19 protein-coding genes are annotated in these 15,022 nt (G+C 64.9%); all 19 read left to right on the top strand.

The window, feature by feature from the left end:
* Positions 1–53 precede the first annotated feature (53 nt).
* The 19 genes from U1701_RS15270 (at position 54) to nuoI (ending at position 15,005) form a co-directional block, all read left to right on the top strand.
* Positions 54–311 carry a ribbon-helix-helix protein, CopG family gene (locus U1701_RS15270; protein WP_332783428.1) on the top strand — a complete coding sequence of 86 codons (258 nt, stop codon included), beginning with the start codon at positions 54–56 and terminating at the stop codon, positions 309–311.
* Positions 308–634: a type II toxin-antitoxin system PemK/MazF family toxin gene (locus tag U1701_RS15275; protein WP_332783429.1), complete on the top strand. Its 327-nt coding sequence runs from the start codon at positions 308–310 to the stop codon at positions 632–634. Before U1701_RS15270 ends, U1701_RS15275 begins: the two co-directional genes overlap by 4 nt.
* A 21-nt stretch (positions 635–655) precedes the next feature.
* Entirely contained in the window at positions 656–1,564 is a 909-nt protein-coding gene (locus U1701_RS15280) for a class I fructose-bisphosphate aldolase (RefSeq protein WP_332783430.1), read from the top strand.
* Positions 1,565–1,570: 6 nt separating this feature from the next.
* Entirely contained in the window at positions 1,571–2,047 is a 477-nt protein-coding gene (locus U1701_RS15285) for a hypothetical protein (protein ID WP_332783431.1), read from the top strand.
* Complete coding sequence (thiE, locus tag U1701_RS15290) at positions 2,044–2,748, top strand: thiamine phosphate synthase (protein WP_332783432.1); 705 nt, start codon at positions 2,044–2,046, stop codon at positions 2,746–2,748. Before U1701_RS15285 ends, thiE begins: the two co-directional genes overlap by 4 nt.
* A gap of 72 nt (positions 2,749–2,820) precedes the next feature.
* On the top strand, positions 2,821–3,807 hold the full coding sequence (locus tag U1701_RS15295) for a L,D-transpeptidase family protein (protein WP_332783433.1): 987 nt from the start codon (positions 2,821–2,823) through the stop codon (positions 3,805–3,807).
* A gap of 4 nt (positions 3,808–3,811) precedes the next feature.
* Complete coding sequence (locus U1701_RS15300) at positions 3,812–4,399, top strand: M23 family metallopeptidase (RefSeq protein WP_332783434.1); 588 nt, start codon at positions 3,812–3,814, stop codon at positions 4,397–4,399.
* Positions 4,400–4,470: 71 nt separating this feature from the next.
* Positions 4,471–5,034: an elongation factor P gene (gene efp, locus U1701_RS15305; RefSeq protein ID WP_332783435.1), complete on the top strand. Its 564-nt coding sequence runs from the start codon at positions 4,471–4,473 to the stop codon at positions 5,032–5,034.
* Positions 5,035–5,180: 146 nt separating this feature from the next.
* On the top strand, positions 5,181–5,993 hold the full coding sequence (locus U1701_RS15310; protein ID WP_332783436.1) for an inositol monophosphatase family protein: 813 nt from the start codon (positions 5,181–5,183) through the stop codon (positions 5,991–5,993).
* A 265-nt stretch (positions 5,994–6,258) separates the two neighbouring features.
* Positions 6,259–6,633 carry an NADH-quinone oxidoreductase subunit A gene (locus U1701_RS15315; RefSeq protein WP_332783437.1) on the top strand — a complete coding sequence of 125 codons (375 nt, stop codon included), beginning with the start codon at positions 6,259–6,261 and terminating at the stop codon, positions 6,631–6,633.
* 2 nt (positions 6,634–6,635) lie between these two features.
* On the top strand, positions 6,636–7,199 hold the full coding sequence (locus U1701_RS15320) for a NuoB/complex I 20 kDa subunit family protein (protein WP_443026070.1): 564 nt from the start codon (positions 6,636–6,638) through the stop codon (positions 7,197–7,199).
* The gene (locus tag U1701_RS15325) at positions 7,196–8,044 is read left to right on the top strand and encodes an NADH-quinone oxidoreductase subunit C (RefSeq protein WP_332783439.1); all 849 of its coding nucleotides are present in this window, start codon (positions 7,196–7,198) and stop codon (positions 8,042–8,044) included. Before U1701_RS15320 ends, U1701_RS15325 begins: the two co-directional genes overlap by 4 nt.
* A 17-nt stretch (positions 8,045–8,061) precedes the next feature.
* On the top strand, positions 8,062–9,276 hold the full coding sequence (locus U1701_RS15330) for an NADH-quinone oxidoreductase subunit D (RefSeq protein ID WP_443026075.1): 1,215 nt from the start codon (positions 8,062–8,064) through the stop codon (positions 9,274–9,276).
* Positions 9,273–9,509, top strand: a complete 237-nt coding sequence (locus tag U1701_RS15335; protein ID WP_332783441.1) for a hypothetical protein — start codon at positions 9,273–9,275, stop codon at positions 9,507–9,509. The genes U1701_RS15330 and U1701_RS15335 overlap by 4 nt, the downstream gene beginning before the upstream one ends.
* Complete coding sequence (locus U1701_RS15340; protein WP_332783442.1) at positions 9,502–10,170, top strand: complex I 24 kDa subunit family protein; 669 nt, start codon at positions 9,502–9,504, stop codon at positions 10,168–10,170. The genes U1701_RS15335 and U1701_RS15340 overlap by 8 nt, the downstream gene beginning before the upstream one ends.
* On the top strand, positions 10,170–11,477 hold the full coding sequence (gene nuoF, locus U1701_RS15345) for an NADH-quinone oxidoreductase subunit NuoF (RefSeq protein WP_332783443.1): 1,308 nt from the start codon (positions 10,170–10,172) through the stop codon (positions 11,475–11,477). Before U1701_RS15340 ends, nuoF begins: the two co-directional genes overlap by 1 nt.
* Positions 11,477–13,471, top strand: a complete 1,995-nt coding sequence (nuoG, locus tag U1701_RS15350; RefSeq protein ID WP_332783444.1) for an NADH-quinone oxidoreductase subunit NuoG — start codon at positions 11,477–11,479, stop codon at positions 13,469–13,471. Before nuoF ends, nuoG begins: the two co-directional genes overlap by 1 nt.
* Entirely contained in the window at positions 13,468–14,523 is a 1,056-nt protein-coding gene (gene nuoH, locus U1701_RS15355) for an NADH-quinone oxidoreductase subunit NuoH (protein ID WP_332783445.1), read from the top strand. Before nuoG ends, nuoH begins: the two co-directional genes overlap by 4 nt.
* Positions 14,520–15,005, top strand: coding sequence for an NADH-quinone oxidoreductase subunit NuoI (nuoI, locus tag U1701_RS15360; protein ID WP_332783446.1), 486 nt, complete (start codon positions 14,520–14,522; stop codon positions 15,003–15,005). The genes nuoH and nuoI overlap by 4 nt, the downstream gene beginning before the upstream one ends.
* Positions 15,006–15,022 lie beyond the last annotated feature (17 nt).

Raw genomic sequence — 15,022 nt, forward strand, 5'->3', positions numbered from 1 at the left:
CTTGCGATCGCCCGGTCGCTCGCTTATGTTTAACATGTTAAACGGAGCAGGCCATGCTGGGCGTTCGACTCGACGACGATCTGGAGCGGCGGCTGACCTCGGTCGCGCGTACGCAGGGGCGTAGCAAAAGCGACATCGCGCGCGACGCAGTTCGGCGCTATGTCGATCTGCATGATGCGGCGTTCCTAGCCGAAGCCAAGCGGCAGTCGTTGCGGGCGGCCGCCCGCGGCTGGACCGAAGAGGATCGGGCGTGGGAATCGTTGGCTGCAGTCGATGATGACCTTAGCGACCTTCCCCCGCGGACCGAATGAAGCGCGGCCAAATCATATCGACGGTGGGTCGTGGCGATTTTTCCCGAAAACCGCGGCCGAGCCTCGTCATCCAGGCCGAGCTGTTCAGCGCGTATCACCCCGCGATCACGGTCTGCCCGATCACGAGCTTTGAAACTGGCGACACCCTCTACCGCGTCCCCATTCCCCGCACCGACGATAACGGTCTGCTTGCCGACAGCGAGATCGAGATCGATCTGATCCAAGCTATCCGCCGCGAGCGGATCGGGTCTGTCATTGGCATGGCATCCGACGAAATCATGTTCACGGTCGACCAAGCGCTTCGGCGCTGGTTGGCACTCTAATCCGCGCCTTAGGAGACCATCATGACCCCGATCGTAAAATCCATCCTCGACAAATACGAAGCCACCAGCCCCGCGGTGAAGGCGAATCTGACGCGCATCCTGATGCAGGGGCATCTCGGCGGCACTGGCAAGCTCGTGATCCTGCCCGTCGACCAGGGCTTCGAGCACGGCCCCGCGCGCAGCTTCGCGATCAACCCGCCGGCCTATGACCCGCATTATCATTACCAGCTCGCGATCGACGCCGGCCTGTCGGCCTATGCGGCACCACTCGGCATGCTCGAAGCGGGCGCCGACACCTTCGCCGGGCAGATCCCGACGATCCTCAAGTGCAACAGCTCGAACAGCTGGGCGACGAGCGTCGATCAGGCCGTGACCGCGACCGTCAGCGACGCGCTCCGCCTCGGCTGCGCCGCGATCGGATTCACCATCTATCCGGGCGGCGACAACATTTTCGAGCAGCTGGAGGAGATTCGCGAACTGTCCGAGGAAGCCAAGTCGGTCGGCATCGCGACGGTGATCTGGAGCTATCCGCGCGGCGGCGACCTTTCGAAGGAAGGCGAACTCGCGCTCGACGTCGGTGCCTACGCCGCGCACATCGCAGCACTGATGGGCGCGCACATCATCAAGGTGAAGCTGCCGACCGCGCATATCGAGCAGAAGGATGCGCAAAAGGCCTATGAAGGCACCGACTGGTCGAAGCAGGCGGACCGCGTGAAGCACGTCGTGCAGTCGAGCTTCGCCGGACGCCGGATCGTGGTGTTCTCGGGCGGCGCGGCCAAGGGGTCGGACGCGGTCTATCAGGACGCGCGCGACATCCGCGACGGCGGCGGCAACGGCTCGATCATCGGCCGCAACACCTTCCAGCGCCCGCGCGCCGAAGCGCTCGAGATGCTCGCGAAGATCGTGTCGATCTACAAGAACGATGAATAACCCCTGGTGCCACGGGCATTTCACTATCATCGCGCGGTGGCGCCGATGATGTGGGTGCTCGTGGCGCTATGCTCGATCGAGCTGATCGTCGATCATCTGGTGCTGATGCATTGGTATCCGGGTGTGGCGGCGATCCTGTCGGTCGCCACTCTGAGCGGGCTCGTGTGGCTGGTCCGTGTGATCCTCTCGTTTCGGCGCCTGCCCGTTTTGCTGACGGAAGACCGGATCGTCATGCGGGTTGGGACATTGCGCGAGGTCGTCGTGCCATTGGCATCGGTGAAGGCGTTGCCGACAGACTGGACGGCGGAAAGCCTGAAGGCGCGCGGCGTCGTGAATCTGGCGCTGATCGCCTATCCCAATATCGTGATCGAACTGGACCCGCCGATTGTCGGCGAGCGCCGTACGATCACCACGGTTGCACACCGGCTCGACGATCCCGCGGCTTTCACCGCGGCGCTGAACGCTGTAGGCGCGGCTGCATGACCGATATCGATCCGCTGGGTCCGCTCGACCCCAATTTCGCCGCCAATTTCTCACGCGACCTGCGCCGGCCAAAGTGCCAGCTCTACATCGTCTCGCCACTCGACGTGACGGGTGGCTTTGCCGACCGGCTGGCGCGCGCGCTCGATGCCGGGCCGGTGGCGGCGTTCCAGTTCCGTGTGAAGGACGTTGACCAGCACGCCGCCGCCGCGCTCGCCGAGCCGTTGCAGCGCATCTGCGCCGACCGCGACGTCGCGTTCATCGTCAACGACAGCATCGCCCTGGCCAAGCGTCTCGGCGCGGACGGCGTGCATCTGGGGCAGGGCGATGGCGATCCGCGCGAGGCGCGCGCGGAACTCGGCCCCGAAGCCCAGATCGGCGTCACCGCGCATGCCAGTCGGCATCTGGCAATGGACGCGGGCGAGGCGGGCGCGGACTATGTCGCGTTCGGCGCGTTCCACCCGACCACCACCAAGACCGCCGAGCATGTCGCCGAGCCGATCCTGTTGTCCTGGTGGTCGACGCTGTTCGAGATCCCGTGCGTCGCGATCGGCGGGATCACGCCGGCCAACGCTGCGCCGCTGGTCGCCGCAGGCGCCGATTTCCTCGCGGTCTCGAACGGCGTGTGGGGCGGGGACGAGGTGGAAGCCGTGAAGGCCTTCGCCGCGTTGCTCGGCGATCGCGCATCGCTTAGCGCCGGCTGATCTTCGCTTCGTCGTCGGGAAACAACGGCTCGTCAAACCGTTGATGCGCAAGCGTAACGGTTAGGAATGACGATGAAGGCGATTGCGGCGACGGTTCTCGGTTTGGCGCTTCTTGGCGGCACGGCATCGGCAGCGCCGATCCCGCCGCTCGATCGCGGGGTGCTGAAGGTCCAGGTCATCCTCGACAAGCTCGGCTTCTCACCGGGTGTGCTCGACGGGCAGCGCGGGATGACGTTGACCGCGGCGATCAAGGGGTTCCAGGAAAGCCGCGGAATCCCGATCACCGGCGACCTCGACACGGCAACGCGCGCCGCGCTGAAGCCCTATGCCGGGGTCGAGGCGACCAAGACGTTGACGCTGAGCGCGCAGGCGCTGGCGGGTCCGTATTTCGTGATTCCAAAGGGTGAGGACGAACAGGCGAAGCTGCCTGCACTCGGCTATCGCTCGCCGATGGAAAAACTGGCGGAAATGTTCCATACCACCCCGCAGGTGCTGATGGCGCTGAATTCGCCGCAGACGCGGCTGACGCCGGGCACCAAGGTCGTGTTCCCCAACGCACTGCCGACATCGCGTGCCTATGATCGGAAGCTGACGCCCGAATGGCTGGCGACGCTGGCCATGCTCAACGTCGACGCCAACCAGCCGCAGGCGGCCAAGCTGGTGGTGGACAAGTCCGACAAGGTGCTCCGCGCCTATGACAAGGCCGGCAAGCTGGTCGCACTGTTCCAGGTGACGACGGGCAGCACGCACGATCCGCTGCCGATCGGCACGTGGAAGATCAACGGGGCCGACTACAACCCCAAATTCCATTACAACCCGGCGCTGTTCTGGGATGCGAAGAAGGACGATAAGAAGGCGATGCTGCCGGCGGGGCCGAACGGTCCGGTTGGCGTGGTGTGGCTCGACCTGTCGAAGCCGCATTACGGTATCCACGGCACGCCGGTGCCCGAGCTGATCGGCCGGACCGCGAGCCATGGCTGCGTGCGACTGGCGAACTGGAACGTCGCACGGCTGTCGATGATGGTGAAGCCGGGGACGCCGGTGGTTTTCCAGGAATAGCCCGGTGACACGCACGTTCTGGGTGATCCTGGCGCTGATCGTCATCGTCGTCGGCGGGTTCGCATCGGTGGTGTCTTTCGGTCCGGGAAATGGGCGGCGGCTGCCGTGGCGGGCTGAGCCCGCGGCCACCCCGGCGCCGGTGCCTCAGGGCCTGCTCACGGTCCCGGTCCAAGGCGTTCGCCGCGACCAGATCGCGGACAGCTGGAACGACGCGCGGGGCGGCGGCACGCGCGAACATCACGGCGCCGACATCATGGCGCCTGATGGCACCCCGGTCGTGGCGGCTGCGCCTGGCCGGATCGAGAAGCTGTTCCAGAGCAACTTGGGCGGTACGACGCTGTACGTCCGGTCAGCCGACGGTGCGTGGAACTATTATTACGCGCACCTTGCCGGCTACGCCCCCGGCGTGCACGAAGGGCAGATCGTCAAAGCCGGCGATCCGCTCGGCTTCGTCGGCGATACCGGCGACGCGGGCGCGGGCAATTACCACCTGCATTTCGGCGTCACGCGGATGGCGCCGGGCCAACGCTGGTGGGAGGGCGAGAACGTCAATCCATACCCGCTGCTTGCCGGTAACGGCGCTGGCAGCTAAAGGGCGCGCTTCGGTTCCCGGCGAAGTCGTGTTGCTGGGTGCCCTTTCGCTCTTTCCAGCAGGTATAGGTCATGAAGATCAACGCGGTCGAGATTCGTCCCGGCAACATCCTCGAATATGAAGGCGGCATCTGGCGCGCCGTTAAGATTCAGCACACGCAGCCCGGCAAGGGTGGCGCGTACATGCAGGTCGAGATGAAGAACCTGATCGACGGTCGCAAGAACAATGTCCGATTCCGCTCGGCCGAGAGCCTCGAGAAGGTCCGGCTCGACACCGTCGATTTCCAGTATCTGTTCCGCGACGGCGACGCGCTGACCTTCATGGACAAGGTCAATTACGAGCAGATCACGCTCGACGCCGACATCCTGGGCGACGCCGCGGCGTTCCTGCAGGATGGCATGGACGTGGTGATGGAGCTCTGGGAAGAGCGGCCGATCTCGGTCCAGCTGCCCGACACGATCGAGGCGATGATCGTCGAGGCCGATGCCGTCGTTAAGGGGCAGACTGCCTCGTCCAGCTACAAGCCCGCGATCCTCGAGAACGGCGTGCGCGTGATGGTGCCGCCGCATATCGGCGCGGGGACCAAGATCGTCGTCGACGTGTACGAGCAGACCTACGTCCGCCGCGCGGACTGATCTTCTGCTCCCCTCCCTGAAAGGGAGGGGCTGGGGGTGGGTGGCGTGCTCGTGATACAGCCGCTGCGCTTGCTTGACCGTCCGTACCCCCCGGACGCTACCCACCCCCGACCCCTCCCTGAAAGGGAGGGGGGAAAGTATGTGACATGGCATCCCATTCCGGCATCATGACCGTCATCGAACGCGCCGCGCGCAAGGCCGCGCCGCGCCTGCGTCGGGACTTCAACGAGGTCCAGCAGCTACAGGTCAGCCGCAAGGGGCCCGCCGACTTCGTCAGCCAGGCCGACCAGCGCGCCGAGCAGACGCTGTACGAAGAGCTCGTCCATGCCCGCCCCGACTGGGGCTTCCTGATGGAAGAGCGTGGCGAGATCCTCGGTGATCCGAACAAGCCGCGCTTCATCGTGGACCCGCTCGATGGCACGTCGAACTTCCTCCACGGCATCCCGCATTTCTGCATCTCGATCGCAGTCGAGGAGCCGATGCCGAACGGCAAGCGCGAGATCACGACGGCGCTGGTGTACCAGCCGCTGACCGACGAGAGCTTCTGGGCCGAGAAGGGCCGGGGCGCGTGGCTGACCGACCAGCGTCTGCGCGTGTCGTCGCGCCGCGATCTGTCGGAATCGTTGATCGCGACCGGGATTCCGTTCCTGGGCCACGGCGACTTCGCCCAGTGGAGCCGCATCTTCGGTGCGGTTGCGCCCGAAGTCGCCGGCATTCGCCGTCTCGGCGCCGCGGCGCTCGATCTGGCATGGCTGGCGGCCGGACGGTTCGACGGCTTCTGGGAATCGAACCTGAAGCCCTGGGACGTCGCGGCCGGCATGCTACTGGTCAAGGAGGCCGGCGGCTACGTCACCGATTTCCGCGGCGGCGACAAGCCGATGGAGCGCAACGAGTTCCTGGCCGCCAATGACGCGCTGCATTCGCGGCTGCACAAGCTGGTGGCCGGCGCGCTGCGCTGATCGGCGGGTCACAGCCTGACGCTTCCCAATCGTCATCCCAGCGAAGGCTGGGTTCTCCCGGTTCGAGCCAAGGCGCGCCCCCCAGGAAGACCCCAGCCTTCGCTGGGGTGACGGTTTGGATCGCCGGCGCCTCGCCTTTCACCGATACCTTCAATCGCTTTTGCGCCCCGCCAATTGCGAGTGATTCTCACGGCCTCACCGCCTTGCCCCTGTCGGTCCATCGGCCTACAGCGACCCCGTTCCGTTCGCATGTGCGAGATGACCCTTGGTTGACCTGTCGCAATACCTACCGATCCTGTTGTTCCTGGGGGTCGCAATCGCGCTTTCGAGCACCTTCGTGTTCCTGCCGATGGCGGTGTCGCGCCTGACCGGCGCGCACAAGCCGACGCCTGAAAAGCTGAGCGAATATGAGTGCGGCTTCCCCGCGTTCGAGGATCCGCGCAGCCAGTTCGACGTGCGCTTTTATCTGATCGCCATCCTGTTCATCATCTTCGATCTGGAAGCGGCGTTCCTATATCCGTGGGCAGTCAGCGTCTTCACGCTCGGCTGGACCGCATGGATCTCGATGATGGTCTTTATCGCCGAGCTGGCACTCGGCCTTGTCTATGCCTGGAAGAAGGGCGCGTTGGATTGGGAATGATCATGAACGCTGGGCACTCCGGCCCCGTCGAGCTCGACCGTAACCTCGGTGGCGGCGCGATCACCGCGCCCGACCAGGGTTTCTTCGACGGCTTGAACGGTGAACTGACCGACAAGGGGTTCCTCGTCACCTCGACCGAAGACCTGTTCCAGTGGGCGCGTACCGGCTCGCTGTGGTGGATGACGTTCGGGCTCGCCTGCTGCGCGGTCGAGATGATCCACGTCAACATGCCGCGCTACGACCTCGAGCGCTTCGGCGCTGCGCCGCGCGCGAGCCCGCGTCAGTCGGACGTGATGATCGTCGCCGGTACGCTGTGCAACAAGATGGCACCTGCGCTCCGGAAAGTTTACGACCAGATGTCGGAGCCGAAATACGTCATCTCGATGGGGTCGTGCGCCAATGGCGGCGGCTATTATCATTACAGCTACAGCGTCGTGCGTGGCTGCGACCGCGTGGTGCCGGTGGATATCTACGTCCCCGGGTGCCCGCCGACCGCCGAGGCGTTGCTGTACGGGATCATGCAGCTGCAGCGTAAAATCCGCCGTTCGGGGAGCATCGAACGGTGAGGGCGCCGGCTCCAGCCTATACGTCGAACGACGGCGTGATCGACGCGGCGCGCAGCGCGCTGGGCGGCAGCCTGATCGACGCGGTCGAGCGGGTCGGCGAGGTCGCGCTCTACGTCGAACGCGATGCTATCTACGATGCGATGATCACCCTGCGCGACACGCCGGGGTTGGTCTATCAGCAGCTGATGGAGATCGCCGGCGTCGACTATCCGGAGCGCACGCCGCGGTTCGAAGTCGTCTATTGTCTGCTCTCGCTGACGCGCAACCACCGCATCCGCGTGCATGTCGCCGCCGACGAGGACACGCCGGTTCCGTCGGTGACGAGCATCTGGCCGGTCGCCGGCTGGCTTGAGCGCGAAGTATACGACATGTACGGCGTCCTGTTCAGCGGCAACACCGACCTGCGTCGCATCCTGACCGATTACGGCTTCAGCGGGCACCCGCAGCGCAAGGACTTCCCGCTCAGCGGCTATGTCGAGATGCGCTATTCGGAAGAGGCTAAGCGCGTGGTGTACGAACCCGTGCAGCTGGCGCAGGATTTCCGCACCTTCGATTTCCAGAGCCCGTGGGAAGGCGCGCAATATGCGCTGCCGGGCGACGAGAAGGCGGCGATGCCGCAGGCCAAGGGTGCGCCGACGCCGCTGAGCGCGGATGCGATCCAGAAGGCCGATGCGGCGCAGAGCGGGACCAAGGCGCCGACCGCGCCGAGCGAGCCCTATGCCAAGAAGGATGCGACCAGCACCGCGCAGACCGGCGCGGGCGATCGCGATGCCGGCAACCAGAAGCAGGACAAGCCCGTCGAGTCGGATGTGATCCCGACCAAGGGTGGAGGACAGAACCAGTGAGCGACTATGTCGACGAACTGCTGCACCGCGAGGACGCCGCCGATCCCACCACCGGCGACGTCGCGATCCAGAACTATACGATCAACTTCGGTCCGCAGCATCCCGCCGCGCACGGCGTGCTTCGGCTGGTCATGGAGCTCGACGGCGAGATCGTCGAGCGCGTCGACCCGCATGTCGGCCTGCTCCACCGCGGCACCGAGAAGCTGATCGAGTACAAGACGTACCAGCAGGCGCTGCCCTATTTCGATCGGCTCGATTACTGCTCGCCGATGTGCATGGAGCACACCTATGTGCTCGCGGTCGAGAAGCTGCTCGATCTCGAAGTGCCGATCCGCGCGCAGTATCTCCGCGTGTTCTTCGCCGAGCTAACCCGTATCAAGAACCACATGCTGAACCTCGGTTCGCACGTGATGGATGTCGGTGCGATGACGCCGAACCTGTGGCTGTTCGAGATCCGCGAAGACTGCATGAACTTCTATGAGCGCGCCTCGGGCGCGCGCATGCATGCGAACTATTTCCGCGTCGGCGGCGTCCATCAGGACGTTCCGCTCAAGCTGCTGACCGACATCGCCGACTGGCTCGACACGCGCCTGCCGCGGCTGTTCGAGGACGCGATTTCGCTGGTCGCCGACAACCGCATCTTCAAGCAGCGTAACGTCGACATCGGCACGGTCAGTCGCGACGACGCGATCAAATGGGGCTTTTCGGGGCCGATGATCCGCGGGTCGGGCATCGCCTGGGACCTGCGCAAGTCGCAGCCCTACGACGTCTATGCGAAGATGGACTTCGACGTGCCCGTCGGCACGCGCGGCGACTGCTACGACCGGTTCATGGTGCGCGTCGAAGAGGTCCGCCAGTCGGCGCGGATCATGAAGCAGTGCCTCGCCGAAATGCCCGAGGGGCCGATCGCGAGCCTCGATCGCAAGGTCGTGCCGCCCAAGCGCGCCGAGATGAAGCATTCGATGGAAGCGCTGATCCATCACTTCAAGCTCTACACCGAGGGCTTCCACGTTCCCGCCGGCGACGTCTATGTCGCGACCGAGAGCCCCAAGGGCGAGTTCGGCGTGTATCTGGTCGCCGACGGCAGCAACAAGCCGTACCGCTGCAAGATCCGCCCGACTGCCTTTTCGCATCTGCAGGCGATGGACTTCATGATGAAGGGCCACATGCTCGCGGACACGACCGCCGTGCTCGGCGCGATGGATATCGTGTTCGGGGAGTGTGACCGGTGAGCGAAGCCGTCACCAATGAGCTCATATACTCGGTCCTGCAGAAGATGCAGGGCGACATGGCCGAGATGAAGTTCGACGTGCGCGACCTCAAGCTGCGCATGACCATGGTCGAGGAACATCTCGGCAGCTCGATCATCGCGATCTCCGGCGTCAACAGCCGGCTCGATCGTCTGTCCGACCGCGTCGAGCGGATCGAACGTCGCCTGGAACTCACGGATCACGCCAATGGCTGAAGCACCAAAAATCCCCGACGAGGCCGAGACCCGCGCACGCTGGGGTTCGTTCGCCTGGAGCGAAGAAAACCAGATCAAGGCGAACGAGATTCTCGGACGCTACCCTAAGGGCCGCGAGCAGTCGGCGTCGATCCCGTTCCTCGATCTCGCTCAGCGGCAGGTCGGCGCGGAGACGCAGACGCAAGGCTGGCTGCCCGTTCCGGTGATCGAATTCGTCGCGCGCCAGATCGGCGTGCCGTATATGCGCGTTTATGAGGTCGTGACCTTCTACACGATGTTCAACCTGGCGCCGGTGGGTCGGTATCACGTGCAGGTCTGCGGGACGACGCCGTGCATGTTGCGCGGGTCGGACGACGTGCTGGCCGCGTGCAAGAACCGTGGGCTCGTCAAGGGCGGCACGACCCCCGACGGCATGTTCACGCTGACCGAGGTCGAGTGCCTGGGCACCTGCGCCAATGCGCCGATGGTGCAGATCAACGACGATAATTTCGAAGACCTCGATTACGACAAGACCACCGAGATCCTCCAGGCGCTCGCCAATGGCGGTACGCCGACGCCGGGGCCGCAGTTCGGCCGGCGCGCGAGCTGCCCCGAGGGCGGCCCGACGAGCCTGACCGCGATGGTCGGCGAGAACCACGATTATCGGGGGGAGTGGGCCTGATGCTCGCTGACAAGGACCGCATCTTCACCAACGTGTACGGGTTCCAGCCCTGGAACCTCGACGCGGCGATCATGCGTGGCGACTGGGACAACACCAAGGCGCTGATGGCGCTTGGCCAGGACGAGATCATCGACATCATGAAGGCCAGCGGTCTGCGTGGTCGTGGCGGCGCGGGTTTCCCGACCGGCACGAAATGGTCGTTCATGCCCAAGGAGCCGAAGCCCGACCGGCCGAACTTCCTGGTCATCAACGCCGATGAATCCGAGCCCGGCAGCTGCAAGGATCGCGAGATCATCCGCCACGATCCGCACAAGCTGATCGAGGGCGCGCTGATCGCCGGCTACGCGATGCGCGCGCGCGCCGCGTACATCTACATCCGCGGCGAATATATCCGGGAGGCCGAGACGCTCTTCGCGGCGGTTGCCGAGGCCTATGATCGCGGCTTCATTGGCAAGAATGCGTGCGGGTCGGGCTACGACTTCGACGTGTTCGTCCACCGTGGCGCCGGCGCGTACATCTGCGGCGAAGAGACCGCGATGCTCGAAAGCCTCGAGGGGAAGAAGGGCCAGCCGCGGCTGAAGCCGCCATTCCCGGCGGGCGCGGGCCTGTATGGCTGCCCGACGACGGTGAACAACGTGGAGTCGATCGCAGTCGCGCCGACGATCCTGCGGCGTGGCGCAACGTGGTTCTCCAGCTTCGGCGCGGAGAACAACCGCGGCACCAAGCTGTTCCAGATCAGCGGCCATGTGAACAAGCCCTGCGTCGTCGAGGAAGAGATGAGCATCTCGTTCCGCGAGCTGATCGAGACTCATTGCGGCGGCATTCGCGGCGGGTGGGACAATCTGCTCGCGGTAATCCCGGGTGGTTCGTCGGTGCCTTTGGTGCCGGCCGCGCAGATCATGGACTGCGTGATGGATTTCGACGGCCTGAAGGCTGTCGGATCGGGCCTCGGCACCGCGGCGATCATCGTCATGGACAAGTCGACCGACATCGTCCGTGCGATCAGCCGTCTGTCCTATTTCTACAAGCATGAGAGCTGCGGCCAGTGCACGCCATGCCGCGAGGGCACCGGCTGGATGTGGCGCGTGATGGAGCGGATGCGCACCGGCGATGCCGAGATCGCCGAGATCGACATGCTGCAGCAGGTCACCAAGCAGGTCGAGGGCCACTCGATCTGCGCGCTCGGCGACGCAGCCGCGTGGCCGATCCAGGGCCTGATCAAGCATTTCCGCCCCGAGATGGAACGCCGCATCACCGAGAAGCGCGGTGACGGCGGCCTGGCACCGATGATGGAAGCTGCCGAATAATGCCTACAGTCAAAGTCGATGGCGTCGAGATCGAGGTGCCGCAGGGCGCCACCGTGCTGCAGGCGTGCGAGCTTGCCGGCAAGGAGATCCCGCGCTTCTGTTATCATGAGCGCCTCAGCATCGCCGGCAATTGCCGGATGTGCCTGGTCGAAGTGAAGCCGGGCCCGCCCAAGCCGCAGGCGTCGTGCGCGCTGCCGGCGGCGGACAAGCAGGAGATCTTCACCAACTCGCCGATGGTGAAGAATGCCCGCGAGGGCATCATGGAATTCCTGCTGATCAACCATCCGCTCGATTGCCCGATCTGCGATCAGGGCGGCGAGTGCGATCTGCAGGACCAGTCGGTCGCCTATGGCCGCGGCCATTCGCGCTACGACGAGAACAAGCGCGCGGTCACCGAGAAATATATGGGTCCGATCGTGAAGACGATCATGACCCGCTGCATCCAGTGCACGCGCTGCGTCCGGTTTGCCGAGGAAGTGTCGGGCGTCGAGGAGATCGGCGCGATCTTCCGCGGCGAGGACATGCAGATCACCTCGTATCTCGAAAATGCGGTCAAGAGCGAGCTGAGCGGCAACGTCGTTGATCTGTGCCCGGTCGGCGCGCTGACGTCGAAGCCGTACCAGTTCGAGGCGCGCCCGTGGGAGCTGCGCAAGACGCTGTCGATCGACGTGATGGACGCGGTCGGCACCAACATCCGGCTCGACAGCCGCGGCCGCCAGGTGCTGCGCTGCGTGCCGCGGATCAACGAGGACGTGAACGAGGAATGGGCGTCTGACAAGACGCGCCACGCGGTCGACGGCCTTGTGCGTCGTCGCCTCGACAAGCCCTATGTCCGCGTCAACGGCAAGCTGGTCCCGGCGACCTGGGACGAGGCGTTCGCGGCGATCAAGGCGGTCGAAGCGGGGAGCAGCGTCGCGGCGATCGCGGGCGACCTGGTCGATTGCGAGACGATGTTCGCGGCGAAGGCGCTGCTGGCCAAGATGGGCTCGACGATGCTCGAGGGTCGCCAGACCGGCATGGCCTATGACACGTCGAGCATGGCCGCGGTGAACTTCAACACCACGATCGCGGGCACCGAGCGTGCCGACGCGATCCTGCTGATCGGCACCAACCTGCGCTGGGAAGCGCCGCTGGTGAACACGCGGATCCGCAAGGCGATCAAGAAGGGCGCCAAGGTCTTCGCGATCGGGCCAGAGACCGAGCTGACCTACAAGGTCGAATGGCTCGGCGACGATCTGGCGTTGCTCGGCAATCTGCCCGACGCGGTGACCGAGCTGTTCGGCAAGGCCGAGCGCCCGATGGTGATCGTCGGTGGCGCCGCGCTGAAGGACGGCCACGGCGCCGCGCTGAAGTTCGCGCAGACCTTCAACATCGTGCGCGAAGGCTGGAACGGCTTCAACGTCGTCCACATGGCGGCGTCGCGGATGGGCGGGCTGATGCTCGGCTATGCGCAGACGGGCGGCATCGCCGACGTGATGGGGGCGAAGCTCGGCTTTTTCCTCGGCGCCGACGAGGTCGATTTCAGCCAGTTCGCCGGCTTCAAGGTGTTCGTCGGCCATCACGGCGACAAGGGCGCCGCGGCGGCCGACGTGATCCTGCCGGGCGTCACCTATGCCGAGAAGTCGGGTACCTGGGTGAACCTCGAAGGCCGCGTCCAGCAGGGCGAGCGCGCTGTGTTCGCCCCCGGCGACGCCCGCGACGACTGGTCGATCTTCCGCGCGCTGTCCGAAGTGCTTGGTCACACGCTGCCGTTCGACAGCCTCGCTGGCCTGCGCGAAGAGATGTACGCAGCCGTGCCCGCGCTACGCCACCAGGCGCTCGCAACGTTCGACTGGAACCCGCCGGCGTTGGCCGAAACGGGTGAGGGCATCCTCGCCGGCTATCCGATCAAGGATTTCTACCTGACCAACGCGATCTGCCGCGCATCGCCGACGATGCAGCGCTGCTCGGCCGAACTCCTCCACGGCGAAGAGTTCGCGGAGGCAGCGGAATGACCGACTTCTTCCAGAACACCGCCGGCCTGCCCTATGGCTGGGCTTGGTTCGTTGCGACGATCGTCGGCATCCTCGTCATCGCGTTGCCGCTGATGCTCGCGGTCGCGATGATCATCTACGCCGACCGGAAGATCTGGGCGGCGATGGCGCTGCGTCGCGGCCCCAACGTAGTCGGGCCGTTCGGCCTGCTGCAGAGCTTCGCCGACGGTCTGAAGGTGTTCCTCCAGGAAACCATCATCCCGGCGGCCTCCAACCGCACGCTGTTCCTGCTGGCGCCGATCATCACCTTCACGGTCGCGCTGATCGTTTGGGCAGTGGTACCGTTCCAGACCGGCGTCGTGCTGGCGGACATCAACGTCGGCCTGCTCTATGTGCTCGCGGCGTCATCGCTCGGCGTGTACGGCGTCATCCTGTCGGGCTGGTCGTCCAACTCGAAATATCCGTTCTATTCGGCGCTTCGTGCCGCAGCACAGATGGTCAGCTACGAAGTCGCGATCGGCTTCATCCTGATCTCGGTGGTGATGTGGTCGGGCACGTTCAACCTGTCGGGCATCGTGCTGGCGCAGCGGAACATGTTCGGCATCCATATCAATGGGTTCATCATCAATCCGCTGATGATCCCGATGGCGGTGATGTTCTTCATCTCCAGCCTCGCCGAAACGCAGCGCGCACCGTTCGATCTGACCGAGGCGGAGAGCGAGCTCGTCGCAGGGTATCAGACCGAATATTCGTCGATGGCGTTCGCGCTGTTCTGGCTCGGTGAGTACGCCAACGTCATCTTGATGTGCGCGCTGAACGCGATCCTGTTCTGGGGCGGGTATCTGCCCCCGGTCGACTGGGCGCCGCTCTATTATGTGCCGGGCATCATCTGGCTGTTTGCCAAGATGCTGTTCTTCTTCTTCCTGTTCAGCTGGGTGCGTGCGACCGTGCCGCGGTATCGCTACGACCAGCTGATGCGGCTCGGCTGGAAGGTCTTCCTGCCGGTATCGCTGTTCTGGGTTTTCCTCGTGTCGGGCGTGTTGATGCTGATGCGCGTTGGAGTGGGTTCATGAGCGTCGCTCAGATCATCAAGTCGTTCACCCTGTGGGAATTCGTGAAGGCGCACGCGCTGACGCTTCGCTATTTCTTCAAGGAAAAGGCGACGATCAACTACCCGTATGAGCGCAACCCGCTGTCGCCGCGGTTCCGCGGCGAGCACGCGCTGCGCCGCTATCCCAACGGCGAGGAACGCTGCATCGCGTGCAAGCTGTGCGAAGCGGTGTGCCCAGCATTGGCGATCACGATCGAGGCCGAGCCGCGCGACGACGGCAGCCGCCGAACCACGCGTTACGACATCGACATGACCAAGTGCATCTATTGCGGTCTGTGCGCCGAGGCGTGCCCGGTCGATGCGATCGTCGAGGGGCCGAACCTGGAGTTCGCGACCGAGACGCGCGAGGAACTGATCTACGACAAGGCGAAACTGCTCGATAACGGCGATCGTTGGGAAAGCGCGATCGCGGCGAACCTTGCCGCCGATGCGCCGTACCGGTAGGCGGCCCGCGATGATTC

Source organism: Sphingomonas rhamnosi, assembly GCF_036663615.1.
Lineage (GTDB): Bacteria > Pseudomonadota > Alphaproteobacteria > Sphingomonadales > Sphingomonadaceae > Sphingomonas.